The sequence below is a fragment of the Pseudomonas sp. Pse79 genome (genome assembly GCF_024519615.1).
In the GTDB taxonomy this organism is placed as follows: domain Bacteria; phylum Pseudomonadota; class Gammaproteobacteria; order Pseudomonadales; family Pseudomonadaceae; genus Aquipseudomonas; species Aquipseudomonas veronii.
In genome coordinates, this window is record NZ_JALJRR010000011.1 from 108046 (window position 1) to 129134 (window position 21089).

24 protein-coding genes are annotated in these 21089 nt (G+C 61.9%); 11 read left to right on the forward strand and 13 right to left on the reverse strand.

The genetic code is table 11. The features are described from left to right. The first annotated feature begins 203 nt into the window (after positions 1 to 203). Positions 204 to 728 carry a DUF2867 domain-containing protein gene (locus NR164_RS15895; protein WP_126589434.1) on the forward strand — a complete coding sequence of 175 codons (525 nt, stop codon included), beginning with the start codon at positions 204 to 206 and terminating at the stop codon, positions 726 to 728. 24 nt (positions 729 to 752) lie between these two features. On the opposite strand, the gene mbnC is transcribed toward NR164_RS15895, so the two are convergent. The 10 genes from mbnC to pqqA form a co-directional block, all read right to left on the reverse strand. Next, positions 753 to 1331: a methanobactin biosynthesis protein MbnC gene (gene mbnC / locus NR164_RS15900; protein WP_256822947.1), complete on the reverse strand. Its 579-nt coding sequence runs from the start codon at positions 1329 to 1331 to the stop codon at positions 753 to 755. Continuing rightward, complete coding sequence (gene mbnB / locus NR164_RS15905) at positions 1328 to 2140, reverse strand: methanobactin biosynthesis protein MbnB (RefSeq protein ID WP_256822948.1); 813 nt, start codon at positions 2138 to 2140, stop codon at positions 1328 to 1330. The genes mbnC and mbnB overlap by 4 nt, the downstream gene beginning before the upstream one ends. A gap of 62 nt (positions 2141 to 2202) precedes the next feature. Beyond that, positions 2203 to 2298, reverse strand: a complete 96-nt coding sequence (gene mbnA / locus NR164_RS15910) for a methanobactin (RefSeq protein WP_108524013.1) — start codon at positions 2296 to 2298, stop codon at positions 2203 to 2205. Positions 2299 to 2438: 140 nt separating this feature from the next. Further along, positions 2439 to 3575, reverse strand: a complete 1137-nt coding sequence (locus tag NR164_RS15915) for a methanobactin export MATE transporter MbnM (protein WP_256822949.1) — start codon at positions 3573 to 3575, stop codon at positions 2439 to 2441. Continuing rightward, positions 3572 to 4444, reverse strand: a complete 873-nt coding sequence (locus NR164_RS15920; protein WP_256822950.1) for an MbnP family copper-binding protein — start codon at positions 4442 to 4444, stop codon at positions 3572 to 3574. Before NR164_RS15920 ends, NR164_RS15915 begins: the two co-directional genes overlap by 4 nt. A 17-nt stretch (positions 4445 to 4461) precedes the next feature. Further along, positions 4462 to 6600 (reverse strand): TonB-dependent hemoglobin/transferrin/lactoferrin family receptor, encoded by a 2139-nt coding sequence (locus NR164_RS15925; protein ID WP_256822951.1) that lies wholly within the window; start codon positions 6598 to 6600, stop codon positions 4462 to 4464. Positions 6601 to 6672: 72 nt separating this feature from the next. Beyond that, the gene (locus tag NR164_RS15930) at positions 6673 to 7080 is read right to left on the reverse strand and encodes a DUF2946 family protein (RefSeq protein WP_108524010.1); all 408 of its coding nucleotides are present in this window, start codon (positions 7078 to 7080) and stop codon (positions 6673 to 6675) included. A gap of 691 nt (positions 7081 to 7771) precedes the next feature. Continuing rightward, positions 7772 to 8353 (reverse strand): putative natural product biosynthesis protein, encoded by a 582-nt coding sequence (locus NR164_RS15935; RefSeq protein ID WP_108524009.1) that lies wholly within the window; start codon positions 8351 to 8353, stop codon positions 7772 to 7774. Positions 8354 to 8562: 209 nt separating this feature from the next. Then, positions 8563 to 8952, reverse strand: a complete 390-nt coding sequence (locus tag NR164_RS15940; protein ID WP_108524008.1) for a DUF2946 domain-containing protein — start codon at positions 8950 to 8952, stop codon at positions 8563 to 8565. An 83-nt stretch (positions 8953 to 9035) separates the two neighbouring features. Continuing rightward, the gene (gene pqqA, locus NR164_RS15945; RefSeq protein ID WP_108524256.1) at positions 9036 to 9107 is read right to left on the reverse strand and encodes a pyrroloquinoline quinone precursor peptide PqqA; all 72 of its coding nucleotides are present in this window, start codon (positions 9105 to 9107) and stop codon (positions 9036 to 9038) included. A 264-nt stretch (positions 9108 to 9371) separates the two neighbouring features. Between pqqA and NR164_RS15950 the strand changes: the two genes are divergently transcribed. Further along, positions 9372 to 10628 (forward strand): OprD family porin, encoded by a 1257-nt coding sequence (locus NR164_RS15950; RefSeq protein WP_256822952.1) that lies wholly within the window; start codon positions 9372 to 9374, stop codon positions 10626 to 10628. A 111-nt stretch (positions 10629 to 10739) separates the two neighbouring features. Here the strand turns inward: NR164_RS15950 and hpaA are convergent, their stop codons facing one another. After that, positions 10740 to 11630: a 4-hydroxyphenylacetate catabolism regulatory protein HpaA gene (gene hpaA, locus NR164_RS15955; RefSeq protein WP_256822953.1), complete on the reverse strand. Its 891-nt coding sequence runs from the start codon at positions 11628 to 11630 to the stop codon at positions 10740 to 10742. Between the two features lie 189 nt (positions 11631 to 11819). Here hpaA and NR164_RS15960 point away from each other — a divergent pair, with 189 nt between their 5' ends. The 8 genes from NR164_RS15960 to hpaI all read left to right on the forward strand — a co-directional run bounded on the left by NR164_RS15960 (position 11820) and on the right by hpaI (position 19113). Then, entirely contained in the window at positions 11820 to 12485 is a 666-nt protein-coding gene (locus tag NR164_RS15960) for a fumarylacetoacetate hydrolase family protein (protein ID WP_108524005.1), read from the forward strand. Then, positions 12482 to 13252: a fumarylacetoacetate hydrolase family protein gene (locus NR164_RS15965; protein WP_256822954.1), complete on the forward strand. Its 771-nt coding sequence runs from the start codon at positions 12482 to 12484 to the stop codon at positions 13250 to 13252. The genes NR164_RS15960 and NR164_RS15965 overlap by 4 nt, the downstream gene beginning before the upstream one ends. Positions 13253 to 13257: 5 nt before the next feature. Continuing rightward, positions 13258 to 14718 (forward strand): 5-carboxymethyl-2-hydroxymuconate semialdehyde dehydrogenase, encoded by a 1461-nt coding sequence (hpaE, locus tag NR164_RS15970; RefSeq protein ID WP_256822955.1) that lies wholly within the window; start codon positions 13258 to 13260, stop codon positions 14716 to 14718. Positions 14719 to 14797: 79 nt separating this feature from the next. Beyond that, positions 14798 to 15655 carry a 3,4-dihydroxyphenylacetate 2,3-dioxygenase gene (hpaD, locus tag NR164_RS15975; RefSeq protein WP_108524002.1) on the forward strand — a complete coding sequence of 286 codons (858 nt, stop codon included), beginning with the start codon at positions 14798 to 14800 and terminating at the stop codon, positions 15653 to 15655. A 78-nt stretch (positions 15656 to 15733) separates the two neighbouring features. Continuing rightward, on the forward strand, positions 15734 to 16126 hold the full coding sequence (locus tag NR164_RS15980; protein WP_108524001.1) for a 5-carboxymethyl-2-hydroxymuconate Delta-isomerase: 393 nt from the start codon (positions 15734 to 15736) through the stop codon (positions 16124 to 16126). Positions 16127 to 16174: 48 nt separating this feature from the next. After that, positions 16175 to 17479 carry an MFS transporter gene (locus NR164_RS15985; protein WP_108524000.1) on the forward strand — a complete coding sequence of 435 codons (1305 nt, stop codon included), beginning with the start codon at positions 16175 to 16177 and terminating at the stop codon, positions 17477 to 17479. A gap of 12 nt (positions 17480 to 17491) precedes the next feature. Then, complete coding sequence (hpaH, locus tag NR164_RS15990) at positions 17492 to 18295, forward strand: 2-oxo-hept-4-ene-1,7-dioate hydratase (RefSeq protein ID WP_108523999.1); 804 nt, start codon at positions 17492 to 17494, stop codon at positions 18293 to 18295. 17 nt (positions 18296 to 18312) lie between these two features. Continuing rightward, positions 18313 to 19113 (forward strand): 4-hydroxy-2-oxoheptanedioate aldolase, encoded by an 801-nt coding sequence (hpaI, locus tag NR164_RS15995; protein ID WP_108523998.1) that lies wholly within the window; start codon positions 18313 to 18315, stop codon positions 19111 to 19113. 53 nt (positions 19114 to 19166) lie between these two features. Here the strand turns inward: hpaI and hpaR are convergent, their stop codons facing one another. After that, positions 19167 to 19589 carry a homoprotocatechuate degradation operon regulator HpaR gene (gene hpaR, locus NR164_RS16000; protein ID WP_108523997.1) on the reverse strand — a complete coding sequence of 141 codons (423 nt, stop codon included), beginning with the start codon at positions 19587 to 19589 and terminating at the stop codon, positions 19167 to 19169. 60 nt (positions 19590 to 19649) lie between these two features. Continuing rightward, on the reverse strand, positions 19650 to 19787 hold the full coding sequence (locus NR164_RS16005) for a hypothetical protein (protein WP_158276035.1): 138 nt from the start codon (positions 19785 to 19787) through the stop codon (positions 19650 to 19652). Here NR164_RS16005 and NR164_RS16010 point away from each other — a divergent pair. Further along, positions 19786 to 21084, forward strand: a complete 1299-nt coding sequence (locus NR164_RS16010) for an FAD-binding oxidoreductase (protein ID WP_256822956.1) — start codon at positions 19786 to 19788, stop codon at positions 21082 to 21084. The two genes, NR164_RS16005 and NR164_RS16010, sit on opposite strands and share 2 nt — an antisense overlap. Positions 21085 to 21089 lie beyond the last annotated feature (5 nt).

Here is a 21089-nt window from a genome sequence, read left to right on the forward strand (position 1 = left end):
GGCGCCTTTTTTGCGTTCAGTGGGCCGACAAAGCGCCTGATCCCCTGGGTTTTTCATTGGTGCGCGGCACTGAGCAATTAAAAAGCTTGAGGATGCCCTGCACTTTCTGGCCCACTTGATCCTGCGCTCGTGCGAACCCGGCACCTCGTGGAACCCAAAATGACAACGCCCTACCCACCCTACATGGCCTTCGGACACCCCTTATGAACGCCAGCGTCAGCCACTGCGCTCTTCCGCTCGACTCAAGTATTGCCCGCCATGCCACGGGTGCCAGTTTCATCGATTGTCAGAGCACCTTCGCCGATGACCGCGAGCGCAGCGCGTTGCGGCATGGGCTGCGGCTGATGGCCCGGACACCGGTCTGGATCGACCGATTGATGGCGCTGCGCAATCGACTGGTGCAGGTGTTTGGCCTCAAAGACCTCGGCAGGCTGACACGCATCGACCTTGAGCGTGCGGACGCCGACTATCGGCCCGGCGACCGGGTGGGGATTTTCACGCTGGTGTCGCAAACCCCCGACGAAGTGCTGCTGGTCGACCAGGATCGGCACCTGGATGTGTACCTGGCCATCAACCTTATGCCACTCGACGCGCAAGGGGCGCGCCGGGTGGTGCTCTCCACCGTGGTCCAACCGCACAACTGGCTGGGCCGCCTGTATATGCTGCCGGTGGCGCCGTTCCATCGCTTTATCGCGCCACGCATGCTGGCCATGCTCAATCAGCGCTAGCGTGGCGTTCGGCGCGGGGCAGCCTCAACGAGGGAGATCGGTCCAGCCGGGAAATCCCTCTGCCAGGTTGCGACCAGTCACCGTGAAAAAACCGAAAGCCGCCGCAGGCGTCGGCAGCGGCTCGGACAGTTCAATCCGTTCGACCTCCCTGGCGCCTTCCAGGGACTGGGTTTTCCAGGCACAGACCAGGTCGGGCAGATCCGCGCCGGCCAGGATGATGCCGTTGCACTCGGAGCGATCACCGGTGGCCCAGCGCGCGGCCGAGGCGCCCATCAGGCTGTAGCGCAGGGTCGGCGTCAGTTGCTGCCGGAACGGCGATTGTTGCAGCCAGACATCGACCCACAGGTAATACGTCCAGTCGAGCGACAAGCGCTGCTCGGCGGCCCAGCTCATGAACGGACGGAATATCGCCAGCCCATCGGGCCCCGAGAGTTCCAGCAGGCCCGGGCAGATATCGAACAATGCGTGCCAATAGACCCGCAGGCTGCTGTCGATACGCACGAATGCGCGCGAGTCGCGAGGGTAGTCACCCTGGCGTTCAGGCACGCTCAAGGCGTCCAGCAGGTCCGAGTCGGTGCGGGCGAATAAACCCAGAGCGCTCATGACAGAAGCGCCTGTGCCGACGGCGCGAACACACCGCGCAGGCGCTGCAGGTCGGCAACGATCTCGTGCTCGTCAAAGCGCTGGTCTCGCTCGTAGGTCATGGTCGCGTGCGGCGTGTCGAACTGCGTTCGGTAACGCTGGAGAAAGCCCAGGGTGGCGTCGGACAGTGCCTGATCGTGAGTGTCGAGGATCAGGTGGGGTTGCAGGATCGACAGGTTGTAGCCTGCGCTGTGGAAGTGCGAGGACGATTCGATGATGCCCTCCCACGCCTCCAGCGGCACACCGCAATTGAGGTGCGCGCAGACCGCGTTAGACGCGTCGAAGAGCACCCCGGCGCCGGTATCGCGGTAAAGCCGTTCATGAAAGGCCGGCGCATCGTGGCCGCCATCCATGATCGAGGGGTAGTTCTCCAGCAACAATTGGCAGCCCAGTGCCTGTTGCCACCAGTCGACCCGTTCGCGGACTCGCGAGTAATCGTTGATGTAGTCGATCTCTGCCAGGTGGTAGAGCTGGCGCCCATTGTGGCTGAAACGCGCCACGTGGTCGGAGACATACAACGGCCGCAGTCGGTCGATCAGTCCACGCAAGCGATGGGCCAGGCGTTCAAGCGCCGGCGTGTCGTTTTCAATGAACTTGGAAAACATGATGTGAAAACCCACGGGGGCGGCAAAACCGTCCATAAGTGCTTCGACGGGTACGGCCAGGAAATTGTCGATCAGCAGCTCGACATAGTCGATGTGCCTGCCGGCCAGCAGTTTTCGCACCAGCGGCGCGGTGTCGCCCAGGGTGTAGTTGAAGCCTATCAGCATGGTCTTGCACCTCCTTGATCAAGGCCCCCCACGGAGGCGCTGGCCCCCGTGGAGGGGATGCTTCAGTTCACGCCAACAGGGGCGCAGCACGAGGCACAGCAGGCACCGGCACGGCCGGCGATTTGCAGGGTGTGTTTCTTGGCGATTTTGATGCTCATGGGGTGTTGCTCCTTTTCAATGCGCGGACATCCGCGGTTTGGCGAATTCGCCGTTTATGTACAGCAGGGTTGTCGCCGCTTCGGTTTGACGGCGGGCAGCCTCCTTGCTCCCGAAGGGAACGTCCGTGGTTGGGCTCGGATCAATGCTTGTGCTTCCAGGGGTCGCTGAAACGCGGGTCCTTGAGCAACGACTCATCGGTCAAGGACTTGAGGAAGGCCAGCAAGTCCTGCTTTTCCTGCGAGCTGAGGTCGATCCTGGCAATCAACCCGCTCTTGTACGGATTCAGTCGCCCATCCCCCCGATTCGGGCCGCTCTCGATCACTCGACCACCGTCGGAGTACGCGTCGATCACCTGCTCCAGGGTGGCGATACTGCCGTCATGCATATACGGCCCGGTGACCTCGACATTGCGCAGGCTCGATGCGCGAAACGCCCCCATGTCCTGGGGCTTGCCGCTGCTCTCGTAGAGCCCGCGATTGGGAAAGGGAAAACCGCCGGCACCGTCGATGTTGTAGAGCCCGGTGTTGTGAAACAGGGTGTCCACCACCCGGCTCTTGGCATGCACCACCTGATCGTTGAAGTTGAAACTGCCGTGACAGTGGTGACACTCGGCCCGCTCGCCAAAGAACAGCGTCATGCCGCGTTGCTCGGCCGCACTCAGGGCCGCCCTGCCCTGCAAGTAGCGGTCATAACGACTGTCCACTGACACGATGGAGCGCTGGAAGGCCGCGATGGACTTAATCACCGTGGCCATGTTCAGTGGCTGCGCCTGGTCCGCGAAGGCTTCGCGGAACAGCGGCGGGTACAACGGCTCGGCCCGCAAGCGATCAAGGATCTGCTGGCGATTGCCATCGTTAACGCCCATTTCGATCGGGTCATCGCCGAACAGCGGGATCTCCATCTGCCGCTCCAACGTCACCACCGCCGGCGCCGCCCAGTTGTAGGTGGCGTTCCAGGCGCTGTTGACCAGCCCCGGCGCATTGCGGTGGGTCAATTGCCCGGTACCGCCCTCGGAAAGCGCCTTTACGTCAGTGAAGGCACGCTCCTGCTGGTGGCAGGAGGCGCAGGAGCGGTTACCGCCCGCGGACAACCTTGGGTCATAAAACAAGCGCCGGCCCAACTCGACTTTGACCGCCGACATCGGGTTGTCCTCTGGCACCCGCGGCGCCGGTACATGGGACGGCAACCCCCATGCCCAGTCCTGGGCCGCCACGGGCCACGCCAGCGCCCAGCTCAACAGCAGCCCCCCGGTCAGGCGCAAGGCCGTTCGCTTCATGGCCTGGCCCGCACTGAAAACGCGGGGGAATAACCGGGTTCAAGGGGTGAGCCGCTGCTCAACGACACGCCCAGGCGCTTGAACACCGCGACGCACTCAGGGTCGGTCGGCCCGCTCATGCAGCCCACAGCGGCGCCCTCGTCCACGGCCAGGCGACTGTCGCGCAACAACGCGGCTACATCCAGCACCACTGCTTGGGTCACCGGGTCAAACCCTTCGAAGCGCAAAGGAATACGGTTAGCCCGCTGACACGCCACCGTCTCGCCGGTCACCGGGTTGCCGCTACAGCCGGTGGAGCCAAGGTGCAGGTACCAGGTGTTGGCCCTTGAACCATCGGCTTTGCTGACCCCGTCTTCGGGGTCGACTTCAAGCTTGATGAACTTGCGTCCGGCCTGCCAGCTCCAGCCCATGGCCGCCAGGTCCAGCGGCGCGCCTTGCAACTCGGTGCTGGTGTGATTCAGGGACTGCGGAACGCCGAGGGTCACGCTCACGCCGCGGTAACGTCCGGCCGGTATGCTGCCGATGACCTGGGTGTTGGTCGCTGGCGTGCCGCCGACGCAATGAGCGCTACCGTCCTCAAAGTCGAGCAGCGCGACCTGGGTGTCCTGCCAGTCATTGACCTGCAAGCGCAGGGGTACCGGCTTGCCGGTGTCGTCGATCAAGGCGACGTCCTGCACATAGAACCGCGCATCGCGCAGCGACACGCGTTTCTGGTCGCGGCCCACAGGCCCAAAGGCAGCGCCGCAGCGCACCGGCTGCTCGCCGGCCACCAGCGCAAAGTTCAGGCTCACCGGTTGTTCCGCGGGCGATTGAGTCGCACAGCCCGCCAGGCACGCCACAGTGGTCAGGCTTATGGATAATGAACGCATGATGAGGCTCCAGGGGATCAGAAACGTGCAGTCAAGGCGAGGTTCACGCTGCGGCCTTCCTCATAGGTGAACGTATTGGCCAAGGACTGCTGGTAGGTGCTGTAGACCTTGTCGAACAGGTTGCTCACCCCCAGGTCGACGCGGTACTGCTTGTACTCATAGGCCGCGCCGATGTCGTGGATCACATAGCCCTTGCGCCGCCGCAGTTCGGTGGCGTCATAGTCCTGGGCCCACACGTATTGGCCCTGGTAACTCAGCGACCAGTTGTCATCCACGCGGTACTGGCTGCCCAACACAAACTTGTCCGGCGGCGCATACAACTGGGCACCGGTCTCGGCGTTCCTGGAGCGCAACCGCGAGTAGCCGGCGCCCAACGACAGGCGCTGCCAGCGATAGGTCATTTCAAACTCACCGCCATGGCGCTCGGCCTGCGCCACGTTGACTCGCTGAAAGACCATGCCGGTTCCGGCAAACGGCGCCTGACGGCTGTAAAAGCCGACCACTTGCTGATCGATCAGGTCGTCAACATCCTCGGTAAAGTAGGTGACCTTCGCCCGCAGGCTGTCGCCACCGGCCACAAGGTCGTCGAAGGCCAACGTCGCGCCCACTTCCTTTGTCTTACTGGTTTCCGGCTTGAGCCCAGGGTTCGGGCGGAAGTTGAACAGCGCACGCCGGGTGTTCAGGTTGCCGAACATCTCGGTCATGGTCGGCGCGCGGAAGGCCTCGCCATAGCGGACAAATACTCCCAGGAACTCCCAGGGCTGGTACTTCAAGGCGACTTTGGGCGAGAGCCGGTGGTGGCTGGAGTCCTCCTGGCCAGGAGACGTGAGGCGGTAGTCGTCGTGGCGCAGCGCCGCGATCAGGCTCCAGTCGTCCAGGAACGCCATTTCGTCCTGTAGAAAGCCGCCCAGGGCACGCATCTGCCCATTGGGCAGGACGCTGTTGGACTGACCGTCGGAAGCGTTCTCATTGGTGTCGCGGTAACCGTCCACCCCATAGGTCAAACGGTGGGACGACCAGGCCCCTGCGTCGAAACGACTGCTGTTCTGCAGGCTGGCCCCCAGAGTCTTGGTCTGGGTCGACGTGGTGGGTTGAGCGGGCACCGAGCGGCTGTCGCCATCCAGAGTGAAGCGGGTCTGATAGAGCGTCAGTTTGCCGTCCAGCAGTCGCTGCTCGGCGTCCTGGAACGCCCAACTGGCGTTGTACTGCTCCTGCTCGCGCTGGAGCTTCTGCGAAAACGGAAACAGCAGGTTGCCACCAGGGTTGGTGGGGCCGACCATCTCATCCGAGAAGCGCTGGTAGCCCAGCTCGAAACGGTTCAATTCATTCGGCGAAAAGCTGGTTTTGAACAGGCCGCTCTTGAGTTGACCATCGTTCGGATATTTCGCGTCATCGCCGCTCGCCCCGGTGTGAATCGTCCCGTAGTCGCGGTACGTGGCGCTGGCGAGCACATCGGCGCGCTCGCCGCGAGCAGCCACGGTCAGATTATTGGACAGTTCTTCGTTGGCACTGTGATAGCCGGCCTTGATCCGGCCTCCCAGGGTTTTGCCCGGTTCCAGAATATCCTCGACGCCCAGCGTCTCGATCGCCATCCCCCCGCCCAGCCCGCCACTGCCGTAGGCGGCAGACATCGGGCCGCGCACCACGTCGATCTGCTTGATCAAGTCAGGATCGATCAGTAAGGGCGTATTCACGCCGCCATCATTGTTACGCCGTGCGCCATCTACCGTCAGGATGATCCTCGGCCCCTGCAGGCCACGGATCGCCGGGCTTTGCGCCGCCGCCCGGGGACCACCGCCGTAATTCACGTTGGGCAAGGCCCGCAACACCGTGGACAGCGTATTGGCTTGGGCATCCTCCAGTTGCTGGCGATCAATGGTCGACACCGACGCAGGTAGAGCAAAGCGACTGTTGGGGGTGCGGGTTGCGGTAATCGTCGTGCTATCGAGCTCGTAGGGCAGCGACGCGTCGTCATCGGTAATGGGCTGCGCATAAGCACCCGTGACAGACAAGGCGCATGCAACGGCCAATAGCGACAGCGCTAACCGATCGACGTCCGGCCCGCCCTTGATGCAAGGCAGGGTCTGAGGAGAACGGCGCGCAGTGTTCGGTTCGGCAACGCGCAAGGCGGCCGCGACCTGGGTCATAGCAGGCATGACAGGACTTCCAGAAATAATCAGGCAAAGCGCCGGGCCCCGAACACTCAGAGACGGCGTGGAAAGCGCAACTCAAGCGATGCTGGGAGGGGCCCGGGCCTGAGAAATCTCGAAAGTGGTGACAACAACCGGGTTGGTGTTCGCGATCGCGGCATAAAGGTATTGGCCAAGCACAAGCGCCGGCAGAACGGGAACCGCAGGCGTCAGGGCCAGTCCGCCGACAAAGGCACACAGCGCACAGCCGGGTGAGGCGTCCGGGGCTTCCCTGTCATCCTGGCGCTGCCCGGTACGGGCCTTGAAGTCGGCAAGGGACAGGCTCTGCATGCCGTTGGCAGTGCAAAAGACTACCCGCTCGCCCGTTGAAACGGCGATTGGCACGGGCATGCTGGCCCAGGCCAGGGCTTGAAACAGGCACGCGAACAGGCAGACCAGAAGGCCGAGGGTGGGCCGAGCGTGCGGTGGGTGCCTGTTGGAAAGCATGCAAGAATCCCTGCAATTGTTATGTCGTCAGCAATGCCCGTGGACAGGACATATTCCGTGCTTCAACCGTTAATCTGCAGAGCCCGCAACCGTTGGTTGAGGCTCGAACGCACATTGAAGGAGCGCCAGGAACCTTGCGATTCCCGGCGCTCAGTAACGCGACCAAAACCCTGCCAAGGGAAAATGTCGTGTCGACGCAGAATCTAGCATGCCCGTGCGCGCCACCTGACCTGCGACAAACCACCACAGGCAGCGCCTCATTGCACAATCAAGAACCACGCCTTGGCGCTCTGCCCTCCTGACTGTGGCGGGCTGTCGCACCGGGCCTCCTCGCTCAACGCCAACAACCGCAGTGCCGAGCCCCATGAACCTGGCTCATGAACGCCAAACCGGCACGCGGGCAAGTGAGGACCGGATTTATCAGGCAAAAAAAAGCCCTCTGGGAAGAGGGCCTGGCAACCGGCACATGAACGGGTTCAAATGCCGCGCTTCGAGCTACCGTGGAAGTGTCTGCCTCCGCTCAAAGCCTGCACACTTTATGAGCACAGTCTCAGGGCAACAACTGCGACAATCGGCCACACCTCGTGCGCTGATCGGCACGATCCGCGGTGCTGGCGGCGCGACTGATCAATGCTGATCAGGCGTGGTGTTTTGTCGCAGCCCACTGGCGCCCTCCTGGGTCAACAGTGCGTCAAGGAATCGGCAGCCAGCGGCGAAATCCCACACCGCCCTTGCCGGTCAACGGGCACCAGGCAAAGTCCCAGGGCACGGGCGGAAACTCCTCCAGATCAGCTTCAAGCCCGGGCACCGGACGGGGTGCCTGCTTCCAATCGAACACCATTTGCGGCGCGCCCTGCCAGGCCAACACCAGCCCCCGAGCCTGGCTGTCATCGCTATTGATCCAGCGTGCCGCCGCAGCGCACATAAACGACTCGATGTGCTCTTCGTTGATCCGCGCCTGATACTTGGAGCCCAGGAGCCAGCGGCATACGCTCAGGTAATAGGTCCAGTTCAACGGCGGATGATTGCGATAGGCCCAGGTCATGAAACCACGAAATATATTCAGGCCATCGGGCGGATCGAGCTTGAGCAAGCCGGGACACACATCGAACAAGGTGTGCCAGTACGGCAGCAGTCGGGCATCCAGGTGTACGAAACTGCGCGCATTACCTGGGTAATCCGGAAACGGCAGCAAAAAGTCCGCTTGATTACGCAGACGCGAGGCTTTGCTGACCAACCGCGAAGCCCCCGATGGAACGGCTAGCGCGCACATGGCGACCTCCGGCCGATTGGCGCAGTCGCGAACTTTGCGTGTTTTTTTGCGTAAACGGCCGCAGCCAATCCTGGCAGTAGCCGGCGATTGAGACGTGCCAATACATGAGCCATTGTGTGCTCCTTCCCGTGTCACCTTTAACCGTGGAGCCCCCCGCAACGCCTGGCTGACCGGGGTCGACAGGCACAAGGGGGCTTAGACAAACGCGGTCATGCGCAAAGTGCGGGGGAGGCTCTGGGATTGGCCGAGGGCCAGGAATAACGCGGGGGTGCCTTGCAGCGCTGTTCGCGGTCAGGCCGGCGTACCTGCCCGATCCGCAGCATCCAGCTCAAACAAAACAGTAAGGCGATGCTCAAGGTCACAGCCGAGCAGATCGGACACGAAAAACTCCCGGCCCAGCCACTGGCGGACAGATCGGCGGGATCCGCTTTCGAAGCCGGTGCAGGGCTGCTCTGGGACGAGCAGAACTGCCCGCCTACGCCATTGAGCGCCAAGCCCATCGTCTGTCCGTGCGCCAAACCGCAGGCAAACACATTGAACAGGACGCAGAAATACAACGTCCAGGCAATGAGCGAGCGGTCTGAGCGGGTCAGTTTCATGGCGGCGACTTTACCACCGAACGGCCGGTCGATTGAAGCGCAACCCGGGACGGCAGTACATCGCCCCCATGCCTTCCAGGGCGTTATCGATTGGCGAAGTACATTGTCACTTCAAAACCAATGCGTACATCGGTATAGCTCGGTTTGGTCCACATGGGCACCTCCTCTTGGGGTCTATTGGGGTTTAACGCTGCGCTGCGCCATTACAGGCGAACGTCACCCGCCCCGCTTGACTGAGCGTGACAACGCTGCTTGTCATTTCGTGCCAATCAGGCCCGCTGAAAAATCATTAACTTCGAAACAAATTGGTAAAACCTGCGAATCGCGCTATCCGGATTAAAAATAACATGTTAACTATATCCTAGCCCCTGACCTAGCAGAGGGCCATACCAACAAAAACAACATAAGGAACGCCCCTCATGCATTCGTGCCTCTTTCGCACGGCGGCAAGCGCTGGCCTGTGCGCCGCGTTTACCCCTCTGGTTGCCCACGCCGATTTTTTCCAGGACAGCAAAGCCAATCTGGATCTGCGCAATTTCTACATGAACCGCGACTTTCGCCAGAGCAATGCACCGCAGAACAAGGCGGACGAATGGGCGCAGGGTTTTGTATTGCGCATGGAGTCGGGCTACACCGACGGCGTGGTCGGATTCGGCGTGGATGCCTTGGGAGAACTGGGGCTGAAACTCGACTCCAGCCGAGACCGGCGCGGCACCGGGCTGCTGCCGTCCGGCGCAGACGGCGAACCGGCTGATAGCTACAGCGAACTGGGCCTGACCGCCAAACTGCGGGTGTCAAAAACCGTGCTCAAACTGGGTACCTTGCAGCCGCTGTTACCCGTGGCTGCCTACAACGATACCCGGCTGCTGCCGTCGACCTATAACGGTGAACTGCTTACGTCGCAGGACATCGATGGGCTGACCCTGAACGTCGGTCGCCTGGAAAAACAGAACCTGCGCGACTCCTCCAACAACGAGTCAATGAGTTACGGCGGCGTCACCAGCAGCCACCTGGACCTGGCCGGGGGCACCTACGCGATCAATCCGCACCTGGCGGCGACGTATTACTACGCGCAAATGCAGGACATCTACCGTCAGAACTTCATCGGCCTGGTGCATGACCTGCCCCTTGCCGAAGGCGTGAACCTGCGCAGCGACCTGCGCTATTTCGACACTCGCGAGCAAGGCAGCGCGCGGCTGCGCAGCCCTTCGAGGGTTGACGGCGGGCGGATCGACAACCGCTTTTTCAACGGCATGTTCAGCCTGTCGGTGGGCGCGCACAAATTCGGCCTGGGCTATCAAAACCTCTCCGGCGACGGCGACTTTGCCTTCCCGGGCCAAGACCCGTATTCAGTCAATCTGGTGACCATCAATATCTTCACCAAGGCCAACACCGATGCCTGGCAGGCGCGCTACGACTATAACTTCGCAGCCCTCGGCGTACCCGGGCTGACGTTCATGACCCGCTATGTGGACGGCAGCCACGCGCAAACCGCCACCGCGCGTAATGGCCGCGAATGGGAGCGCGATACCGATCTGGTCTACACCGTTCAAAGCGGCCCGCTGAAGAACGTCAACGTGCGTCTGCGCAACGCCAGCCTGCGCTCAAGTAACGGCCTGACCAGCGACATTGACGAAAGCCGGATCATCGTCGGCTACAGCCTGGCCTTGTGGTGACCGCTGCGGTGTGAAATGTGCAATCGCTTCCCCGTAAAAGCCATTTTTCGGGGAAGTGACTGCAACCATCATGAGCGCACCGACGCCCATCGAGAACACACTATGGCGGCTTCACCGCAACCCCGATTGCCGCTGGCGGTATTCCCCCGGCGTCATCTGCGCGTAACGCTGGAAGAACCGGCTGAAATAGGCCGGGTCCTTGAAACCCAACTGGTAGCAGATTTCGTTGGCCGAACTGCCGGTGAACAACAACAGCCGCTTGGCCTCCTGCATGACCCGCTCGAGAATCAGCCGCTTCGACGGCAGATCGGCAATGCGTCGGCAGACGTCATTGAGCCGCGCCTCGGTGACGCCTACACCGTCGGCATAGCGCGACAGCGGCCAGTGCTGCAGGTAATGGTCCTCGATCAACGCGTTGAAGCGATGGAAGATCCGCAGGTCTTCATGGCGCGCCGGCCGGGCTTGCAGGGAGTTGGAGCAGAGCCGCAGCAAGCTGATCATGATCAAGCGGGTCAGGCTGTCCAGCGCCGCACTGCGCCCGGCCCCGGCGGCGTTGATTTCGTCGCTCAGCGCTTCGAACATAAACTCCAGCCGCCTGATTTCCCGTGGAAACTGCGCCAGTGCGACACAGGCCGCCGGCAACTGCGAACCGGGCACCAAGGTCGGATCGGCATCGATCACCCCCCAGACAAGCTGTTGACGCACCGTCAGCACATGCCCATCGGCGTCTGCCTCCGTGACAAAGGCGTGGGGCACCGTCGGCGGCGTCAGAAAGAACATCGGTCCCGACTCCAGATACTGCTGGTCATCCAGGTAAACACGCACCGCGCCGCTCTTCACGTAATGCACCTGGAAGAACCGGTCGTGCCGATGCACCGGCATGTTGCGGCCGAAAAACTCCGCCAGATTGCCGAGTTTGTCGTAGTGCACTTCGGCATCACTGTAGCGCTGGTCGTAGACCTGACCGATGTTGATATTGGGGATCGGTTTACGATCGATCATCGCGGATTTCTCTTTTTTATTGGGCTATCAACCAACCTGCAGAGGCCATCCTGCGCCGGATTTCAGCGGCTCGCCAGGCTCGAAAGAGTTTGCCACGCTTGACGATAGTTAACATCTTAATTATAACGTTAATAGGTTAACGAATATTCCTCGGAGCAGTCTCTGCCCCGCCACTGCCAGGAGAAAAGCATGAGCCGTGCTCTGCATGATGTTGCGAACGGCACCCTGTTCGGCGTTGCGCTGAACTATCAGGGGTTGCTGAACCAACGTATCGCCGAATTCGAGCAAGCGCCTTACCAGAAGCCGCCGCTCAAACCGGTGCTGTTCATCAAGACCCCCAACACCCGCAATGGCCATGACGGCAGCGTCGTGCAGCCCACCGGCGAACGCCTTCAGCCCGGCCCGGCGCTGGGCGTGGTGATCGGTAAAAGCGCCAGCCGCGTCAGCGTCGAGGACGCCATGGCGCATGTGGCCGGCTACACCATCGTCAATGAGTTCAGCCTGCCGGAAGACAGCTACTACCGCCCGGCGGTGAAAGCCAAATGTCGCGACGGGTTCTGCGCGCTGGGCCCGGAACTGGTGGGGCGCGACCAGATCGACAACCCCAACCAATTGAGCCTGAAACTGTTCGTCAACGGTGAGCTTCGCCAACAAAACTCGACCGCCAATTGGGTGCGCGATATTCCTCAACTGATCGCCGAAATCAGCGAGTTCATGACCCTGCACGAAGGCGATGTACTGATCACCGGCACGCCCGAAGGCCGTGTGGACGTGCAACCCGGCGATACCGTTGAAGTCGAGATCAGCGGCCTGGGCCGTCTGGTCAACCACATCAAGGCAGAGGAGCTGTCATGAAACACACCCGTATTCGCTTTGAAGGCGCCGTGCATCAGGTTCTGGTCGAAGCCCAAAACGCCGTGCGCCTGGCCGACGGTCGCCTGCTCGCCGAAGACCAGGTCGAGTGGCTGCCACCGGCCACCGGCAGCATGTTCGCCCTCGGCCTGAACTACGCCGACCATGCCGCCGAACTGGCCTTCACGCCACCGACCGAGCCGCTGGCCTTCATCAAGTCGCGCGGCACCTACACCGGCCACAACCAAGTGACCTGGCGCCCGGACAATGTCGCCTACATGCACTACGAGTGCGAACTGGTCGCGGTGATCGGCAAGCCGGCGCGCAACGTCAAGCGCGCAGACGCCCTGGACTACTTGGCCGGTTACACGGTGTGCAACGACTACGCGATCCGCGACTACCTGGAAAACTACTACCGCCCCAACCTGCGGGTGAAGAACCGCGACGCGACCACGCCGGTAGGCCCGTGGATCGTCGACGTCGCCGATGTGCCGGACCCGAGCAACCTGAAACTGCGCACCTGGATCAACGGCGAGCTGCGCCAGGAAGGCAGCACAAAAGACATGATTTTCGACATCCCGTACCTGATCGAATACCTGTCCAGCTTCATGACCCTGCAACCCGGCGACATGATCGCCACCGGCACGCCGGAAGGCCTGGCCGACGTGGTGCCGGGCGATGAAGTCATCGTGGAAGTCGAAGGCGTGGGGCGCCTGGTCAATCGAATTGTCAGCGAGGCGCAATTCTTCAGCGCCGGTAAAGAGGCTTGAGCAGCATGATCAAACACTGGATCAACGGCCGTGAGGTCGAAAGCAAAGACACCTTCATCAACTACAACCCGGCCACCGGCGAAGCCATCGGTGAAGTTGCCAGCGGCGGCGCCGAAGAAGTCGCGCAAGCGGTTGCAGCGGCCACGGAAGCCTTTCCGAAGTGGGCAGGCACACCGGCCAAGGAACGAGCCCGCTTGATGCGCAAGCTCGGTGAGCTGATCGAACACAACGTGCCCCGCCTGGCCGAACTGGAAACCCTCGACACCGGCCTGCCGATCCACCAGACCAAGAACGTGTTGATTCCACGGGCCTCGCACAACTTCGATTTCTTCGCCGAAGTCTGCACCCGCATGGACGGCCACACCTACCCGGTGGACGACCAGATGCTCAACTACACCCTGTACCAACCGGTGGGCGTCTGCGCGTTGGTATCGCCGTGGAACGTGCCGTTCATGACGGCCACCTGGAAGACCGCGCCATGCCTGGCACTGGGCAACACCGCCGTGCTGAAAATGTCCGAGCTGTCGCCGCTGACCGCCAATGAACTCGGGCGCCTGGCCGTCGAGGCCGGCATTCCCAAAGGCGTGTTGAACGTGATCCAGGGCTACGGCGCCACCGCCGGTGATGCGCTGGTGCGCCACCCGGACGTGCGTGCGATTTCGTTCACCGGCGGCACCGCCACCGGCAAGAAAATCATGCAGACCGCCGGGCTGAAAAAGTACTCCATGGAGCTGGGCGGCAAGTCGCCGGTACTGATCTTCGAGGATGCCGACCTGGAACGCGCCCTCGACGCCGCGCTGTTCACCATCTTTTCGCTCAACGGTGAACGCTGCACCGCCGGCAGCCGGGTGTTCATTCAGGAGAGTGTCTACCCGCAGTTCGTCGCCGAGTTTGCCGCCCGCGCCAAACGCCTGATCGTCGGCGACCCGCAAGACCTGAAAACCCAGGTCGGCTCGATGATCACCCAGGCGCACTACGACAAGGTCACCGGCTACATCAAGATTGGTATAGAAGAAGGCGCCACCCTGCTCGCCGGCGGCCTGGAACGTCCGGCCAACCTGCCGGCGCACTTGAGTCGCGGGCAGTTTATCCAGCCCACGGTGTTTGCCGATGTGAACAACACGATGCGCATCGCCCAGGAAGAAATCTTCGGCCCGGTGGTGTGCCTGATCCCGTTCAAGGATGAAGCCGAAGCGCTGCAACTGGCCAACGATACCGAGTACGGCCTGGCGTCCTATATCTGGACCCAGGACATCGGCAAGGCGCATCGCCTGGCCTACGGCATCGAAGCCGGCATGGTGTTCATCAACAGCCAGAACGTGCGCGACTTGCGTCAGCCGTTCGGTGGGGTGAAAGGCTCAGGTACCGGACGCGAAGGCGGCCAGTACAGCTTTGAAGTGTTCGCCGAAATCAAAAACGTGTGTATCTCCATGGGCAGTCATCACATTCCGCGCTGGGGCGTGTGAGTCAGGCCGCTGGCGAGGGCCCTTGCGCCCTCGCCACACAATGCTTCCAAGACAAAAACAATTATTCAGGAGAATCATCATGGGCGAAGTCGTCCTGGCTGCAAAGATCTGCCACGTACCCTCGATGTACCTGTCGGAACTGCCCGGAAAGCACCATGGTTGTCGCGAAGCCGCCATTGCCGGGCACAAGGAAATCGGGCGTCGCGCCCGCGAGCTGGGCGCCGACACAGTGGTGGTTTTCGACGTGCATTGGCTGGTCAACAGCGGCTACCACGTCAACTGCGGTGAGCATTTCAAGGGCACCTATACCAGCAATGAGTTGCCGCACTTCATCAAGAACATGGAGTACGACTACCCCGGTTGCCCGGAACTGGGGGAACTGATCGCGGCTGAAGCCAACCTGGCCGATGTACGCACGATGGCTCACAACATCCCGAGCCTGGAGCTGGAATACGGCACCCTAGTGCCGATGCGCTACATGCACATGGGCGTGCCGGACGAGCAAAAATTCGACGTGATCTCGATTGCCGCCTGGTGCGCCTGGCACCGCCTCGAAGACAGCTTCACGTTTGGCGCCGCCGTGCGCCGGGCGATCGAGAAGAGCGACCGCAAAGTCCTGGTGCTGGCCTCGGGCTCCCTCTCCCACCGTTTCTCCGACGACCGCGAAGCCGAAGCCAACATCCACAACTGGACCCGTGAATTCGACAAGCAGATGGACATGCATGTGGTGGACATGTGGAAGCAAGGCCGCTTCAAGGAGTTCTGCGCAATGCTGCCGGACTACGCCGAGCACTGCTTCGGCGAAGGCAAGATGCACGACACCGCGATGCTCCTCGGCCTGCTGGGCGGCCCGGACTACAACAAACCGGCCGAGATCATCACCGCACCGTTCGGCAGCTCCGGCACCGGCCAGATCAACGCCATTTTCCCCCTCTGACCCAGGGCGAAGACACCCTGTGGGGCCGACAGCGCCCACAGGACACATCCGCGTCACCGATCAAGGGAGGAGACACCCATGCCGCACTTCATTGCTGAATACACCGACAACATCGAGCAGCAGGCCGACTTGCCCGCGCTGTTCGAGAAGGTCCACACCGTGCTGGGCGACAGCGGTGTGTTCCCCCTGGGCGGCATCCGCAGCCGCGGCGTGCGCCTGGACACCTGGCGCATGGCCGACGGCAAGCACGATTACGCGTTCGTCCACATGACCCTCAAGGTCGGCCATGGACGCGACCTGGACACGCGCAAAACCGTCGCCCAACGCCTGTTCAACGTGATCACCGAACACTTCGCCGAACTGCAATCGCAGCGTCTGCTGGCGCTGTCGTTCGAGATGATCGAGCTGCACCCCGAACTCAACTTCAAGCAAAACAACGTGCATGCCTTCTTGAAAAACCAGGCGAGCTGAACACTGCCCGCCTTCCGCCAACGGCCACTCAAAAAAAAGTACAACATCATGAGCACAGCCAATACCGCCGACAGCACCACCCTGCTCGAACACCAGCGTACCCATAGCGTCGTTACCTGGCGCCTGATGCCCTTGCTGCTGATCTGTTATCTGTTTGCCCACCTGGACCGCATCAACATCGGCTTCGCCAAGATGCAGATGAGTACCGACCTGCACTTCAGCGACACCGTTTACGGCTTCGGGGCCGGACTGTTTTTCATCGCCTACGCGCTGTTCGGCGTACCGAGCAACATCGCCCTCGACCGTGTTGGGCCACGGCGCTGGATCGCCTGCCTGATGGTGGTCTGGGGCGTGCTGTCCGCTAGCATGTTGTGGATCGAAAGCTCCACCGGTTTCTACGTGCTGCGCTTTTTGCTGGGGGTGGCCGAAGCCGGCTTCTTTCCGGGGATCCTGGTGTTTCTCAACCGCTGGTACCCGGCCCGTCGCCGCGCGCAAGTCACCGCGCTGTTTGCCATTGCGGTGCCGATGGCCGGCGTGATCGGCGGGCCGTTGTCCGGCGCGATCCTGGAACACTTCCATGACTTTGGCGGCCTGCGCGGCTGGCAGTGGATGTTCCTGATCGAAGGCGCCCCGGTGATCCTGCTGGGCCTGGTGGTGCTCAAATGCCTGCCGGACAGCTACGAGACGGTGAACTGGCTCAGCGCGCTGCAGAAACAGCAACTGCGTACACAACTAAGCAGTGAGGAGCAGCGCAAATCCATCACCTCGTTCGGCGGCATCCTGCGTGACCCGCAGGTCTGGCTGCTGGTGGCGATCTATTTCGCGGTGATGCTCGCGGTCAACACCCTGGCGTTTTGGATGCCCACCCTGATCCACGGCGCCGGCATCGGCCGTGACAGTCAGGTCGGCCTGCTCAGTGCGGTGCCTTACCTGGCCGGATGTTTCTTCATGATCGGTTGCGGGCGCTCATCCGATCGCAACCGTGAGCGACGCTGGCACTTGTGCGTGCCGCTGCTGATGTCCGCCGTCGGTATCGCGGTGGCCGGGCTGTCGCCCACCAACCCGACCCTGGTGTTGTGCGGCCTGGTGATCGCCGGCATGGGGGCCAGCGCCGCGCTGCCGATGTTCTGGCAACTGCCTCCGGCCTTCCTGTCCAACAGCACCCAGGCGGCCGGCATTGCCCTGATCAGCTCGTTCGGCAGTATCGCCTCGTTCCTCGCGCCCTACCTGATCGGCTGGATGCGTGACACCACCCAAAGCGCCAGCCTGGCCTTGTATGTGCTGGCGCTGTTTATCGCCCTTGGCGGCTTTTTGGTCCTGCGTACCCCGGCGGCCATCGTCAACCCACAGTAAGAGAACTTCGTCATGCTCGATCAACAGCAGATTCTGCAAGCCGCCGCACACCTGGACCGAGCCGAGCGCTCACGCGAACAGGTCCGGCAATTCTCGCTGGACTACCCGGCGATCACCATTGACGACGCCTACGCGATCCAACGCGCCTGGGTCGCACAGAAAATCAAGGACGGGCGCAAGCTGGTCGGGCACAAGATCGGCCTGACCTCGCGTGCCATGCAGGTGTCGTCGAACATCAGCGAACCGGACTACGGCGCGTTGCTCGATGACATGTTCTTCGACGAAGGCACCGACATTCCGTTTGAGCGCTTCATCGTGCCACGGGTCGAGGTGGAGCTGGCGTTCATCCTGGGCAAACCGCTGAAGGGGCCGAACTGCACGATTTTCGACGTGCTCGACGCCACGGAGTGGGTCATCCCGGCGTTGGAAATCATCGACGCGCGCATCCAACAGATCGACCCGCAGACCCACGCCACCCGTAAGGTGTTCGACACCATCTCCGATAACGCCGCCAACGCGGGCGTGGTCATGGGTGGGCGGGCCGTGCGGCCGACCGAAATCGACCTGCGCAAAGTGCCTGCCGTGTTGTACCGCAACGGGGTGATCGAAGAGTCCGGCGTGTCGGCCGCCGTGCTCAACCACCCGGCCAAAGGCGTGGCCTGGCTGGCGAACAAACTGGCGCCCTACGACGTGACGTTGCAGCCCGGGCAGATCATCCTCGGCGGCTCCTTCACCCGCCCGGTGGCGGCCAATCCCGGCGACACCTTCCACGTCGACTACGACATGCTGGGCTCGATCTCCTGCCGCTTTGTCTGACCCTGGAGGACCGTTCCATGGATATGCCCATCAACCGCTTCAAGCAGCGCCTGTGCCGCGGTGAGACGCAGATCGGCCTGTGGCTCGGCCTGGCCGATGCCTACTGCACCGAGCTGGCGGCCAATGCCGGGTTTGACTGGCTGCTGATCGACGGCGAACACGCGCCCAATGACCTGTGCGGGATGCTCGGCCAGTTGCAAGCCATCGCGCCCTATGCGAGCCAAGCGATCATTCGTCCGGTGGTCGGCGATAGCGCACTGATCAAGCAATTGCTGGATATCGGCGCGCAAACGCTGCTGGTGCCGATGGTCGAAAGCGCACAGCAGGCGCGGGAACTGGTGCGCGCGATGCATTATCCGCCCCAGGGCATTCGCGGCGTCGGCAGCGCCCTCGCCCGTGCGTCGCGCTGGAACAGCATTGCCGGCTACCTGGATCAGGCCGACGCACAGATGTGCCTGCTGGTACAAATCGAGAACCTCGAAGGCCTGGCCAATCTGGAGGCGATTGCGCAGGTTGAAGGCGTCGACGGAGTGTTCATTGGCCCGGCGGATTTGAGTGCTTCGATGGGCTACCGCGGTAACCCAGGGCATCCTGCCGTGCAGGCGGCGATCGAAGACGCAATTGCGCGAGTTCGCCAGGCCGGCAAGGCAGCGGGGATTCTCAGCGCAGACCAGGCCCTGGCCAGGCGCTATATCGAATTGGGCGCCGCGTTTGTCGCCGTCGGGGTCGATACGACCGTGCTGATGCGCGGCCTGCAAAGCCTCGCGGCAACGTTCAAGGACGGCGTCGCGCCACTCAGGCCCGGCTGTGTGTACTAACCCCCTGCACGCAGCACCACCAGCCCATTCGCCTGTTCGCGATGGGCTGGCACTCAGCGCTTGATAGCCTTCAACTCATCCAACAGCCCCAGCAGCGTCTGCAGCTTCTCTTCGCCGAACTGCGCCTGCAACTTCTGGTAGTTCTCCTCCATGCACTGGCTCATGGAGTCGAAGCTGGCCTTGCCCTTATCCGCCAGGGTCACTAGTACGCGCCGCTGGTCCTGCTCAGCCTTGCGCCGATGCACCAGGCCGGCAGTCTCCATGCGCACCAGCACGCCGGTCATGCTCGGTTTGAGAATGCAGGCCAATTCGGCCAGTTGATAGATTTCCAGCTCATCGTGCTGGCTGAGAATGCGGATAACCCGCCATTGCTGCTCGGTCAGGCCGTGCTCATTGAGCGAGGGGCGGAAAAAACTCATGGCCGCTTCGCGGGCCTGCAACAGGGTCAATGTAAGGGATTGTCGGAGTTTACGCATGGGTCTGGGCATCACAACTCAGTTAGTTAATATTTTAACGAAACTCTACCACTGTCCTCTTCACTGCGCGCTATAACTTGCGGCAGCGGCCAGGTCGCTGGCGCGCAGGATCAAAGCGGCGGCACACAGAATCAAGACAAGTGCGACGCCATGGCCCTTAATAAACACCATCACATCGTCACTTTCAGGCTGCGCCATGATCACTATCGAAACACCCACCTATTACACGGCCACCAAGAAATACAACCTCAGTTTCCCGTGCCTCGAACAGGACATAGACGCCGACGTGGTGATCATCGGCGGCGGCTTTTCCGGCATCAACACAGCCCTTGAACTGGCGGAAAAAGGCATCACCAACATCGTCGTGCTGGAAGCGCGCTACCTGGGTTTTGGCGGCACCGGACGCAACGGCGGGCAGATCATGGCCGGGATCGGCCACGACCTGGAAAAGATCAAAAAGGAAGTGGGCGAGGACGGACTGCGCCGGATCTTCGAGATCAGCGACCTGGGGGCCGGCATCATCAAGGACCGCATCGCCAAGTACGATATCGATGCCGACTTCTGCCACGGCTATGGCTACATGGGCTTCAACGCGCGTCAGGCCAAGACCCTGCAGGCCTGGGAAAAAGACTTCCAGTCGATCGGTACTGCCCACGAAATTCGTTTTCTCGGCGGCTCGGACGTCAAGCAAATCATTGGTTCCAATGCCTACAGCAGCGCCTTGCTGCACATGGGCGGCGGTCACGTTCACTCACTGAACCTGCTGCTCGGCGAAGCCAAGGCCCTGGCGGGGCACGGCGTGCGGATTTTCGAGAATAGCCCGGCCCTGGAAGTCAGCTATGGCGAACGCATCAGCGTGCGTACCGGGCGCGGCTCGGTCAGGGCCAGCAAGCTGCTGTGGGCCTGTGACAGCTTCCTCAACAAACTGGAGCCCGAGCTGCACCGATCGACCATCAATACCTATGCGTTCCAGATGATGACCGAGCCGTTGCCGGAACAGTTGATCCAGCGGATCAGCCCGATTCGCGGGGCCTACAGCGATATACGCCCGGTGATCGACTACTACCGTGTCACCAACGAAAACCGCCTGCTGTTCGGCGCTGCCACACCGCTGGTGGAGCATATCCCCCGCGACCTGAAAGCCTGGAACCGCCACCTGATGCTGAAGATTTTCCCGTACCTCAAGGACGTGAAGATCGACCTGGCCTGGGGCGGCCCGATGGCGTGCAGCCCGAACCTATTCCCCCAGGTCGGCACCCTGCCCGGCCGTAGCAACGCTTTCTATGTGCAAGGTTATTCCGGCTTCGGCGTGCCCCCCAGCCACATCATTTGCAAGGTGCTGGCCGAAGGCATGAGCGAAGGTTCGGCGCGCTACGACCTGCTCAGTTCGATCCGCCGCCCGACCATCCTCGGCAAAGACGCGATCCGCCCGCTGTTGCTGACCGCCGGCAAGTCCTGGCACCAACTGTCGGGCTATTGGAACGGTCGCCGCTAATTTTT

Coding starts and splice junctions, on each gene's coding strand:
- NR164_RS15895 (WP_126589434.1), top strand. CDS start 204: ATGAACGCCAGCGTCAGCCACTGCGCTCTTCCGCTCGACTCAAGTATT.
- mbnC (WP_256822947.1), bottom strand. CDS start 1,331: ATGAGCGCTCTGGGTTTATTCGCCCGCACCGACTCGGACCTGCTGGAC.
- mbnB (WP_256822948.1), bottom strand. CDS start 2,140: ATGCTGATAGGCTTCAACTACACCCTGGGCGACACCGCGCCGCTGGTG.
- mbnA (WP_108524013.1), bottom strand. CDS start 2,298: ATGAGCATCAAAATCGCCAAGAAACACACCCTGCAAATCGCCGGCCGT.
- NR164_RS15915 (WP_256822949.1), bottom strand. CDS start 3,575: ATGAAGCGAACGGCCTTGCGCCTGACCGGGGGGCTGCTGTTGAGCTGG.
- NR164_RS15920 (WP_256822950.1), bottom strand. CDS start 4,444: ATGCGTTCATTATCCATAAGCCTGACCACTGTGGCGTGCCTGGCGGGC.
- NR164_RS15925 (WP_256822951.1), bottom strand. CDS start 6,600: ATGCCTGCTATGACCCAGGTCGCGGCCGCCTTGCGCGTTGCCGAACCG.
- NR164_RS15930 (WP_108524010.1), bottom strand. CDS start 7,080: ATGCTTTCCAACAGGCACCCACCGCACGCTCGGCCCACCCTCGGCCTT.
- NR164_RS15935 (WP_108524009.1), bottom strand. CDS start 8,353: ATGTGCGCGCTAGCCGTTCCATCGGGGGCTTCGCGGTTGGTCAGCAAA.
- NR164_RS15940 (WP_108524008.1), bottom strand. CDS start 8,952: ATGAAACTGACCCGCTCAGACCGCTCGCTCATTGCCTGGACGTTGTAT.
- NR164_RS15950 (WP_256822952.1), top strand. CDS start 9,372: ATGCATTCGTGCCTCTTTCGCACGGCGGCAAGCGCTGGCCTGTGCGCC.
- hpaA (WP_256822953.1), bottom strand. CDS start 11,630: ATGATCGATCGTAAACCGATCCCCAATATCAACATCGGTCAGGTCTAC.
- NR164_RS15960 (WP_108524005.1), top strand. CDS start 11,820: ATGAGCCGTGCTCTGCATGATGTTGCGAACGGCACCCTGTTCGGCGTT.
- NR164_RS15965 (WP_256822954.1), top strand. CDS start 12,482: ATGAAACACACCCGTATTCGCTTTGAAGGCGCCGTGCATCAGGTTCTG.
- hpaE (WP_256822955.1), top strand. CDS start 13,258: ATGATCAAACACTGGATCAACGGCCGTGAGGTCGAAAGCAAAGACACC.
- hpaD (WP_108524002.1), top strand. CDS start 14,798: ATGGGCGAAGTCGTCCTGGCTGCAAAGATCTGCCACGTACCCTCGATG.
- NR164_RS15980 (WP_108524001.1), top strand. CDS start 15,734: ATGCCGCACTTCATTGCTGAATACACCGACAACATCGAGCAGCAGGCC.
- NR164_RS15985 (WP_108524000.1), top strand. CDS start 16,175: ATGAGCACAGCCAATACCGCCGACAGCACCACCCTGCTCGAACACCAG.
- hpaH (WP_108523999.1), top strand. CDS start 17,492: ATGCTCGATCAACAGCAGATTCTGCAAGCCGCCGCACACCTGGACCGA.
- hpaI (WP_108523998.1), top strand. CDS start 18,313: ATGGATATGCCCATCAACCGCTTCAAGCAGCGCCTGTGCCGCGGTGAG.
- hpaR (WP_108523997.1), bottom strand. CDS start 19,589: ATGCGTAAACTCCGACAATCCCTTACATTGACCCTGTTGCAGGCCCGC.
- NR164_RS16010 (WP_256822956.1), top strand. CDS start 19,786: ATGATCACTATCGAAACACCCACCTATTACACGGCCACCAAGAAATAC.
- NR164_RS16005 (WP_158276035.1), bottom strand. CDS start 19,787: ATGGCGCAGCCTGAAAGTGACGATGTGATGGTGTTTATTAAGGGCCAT.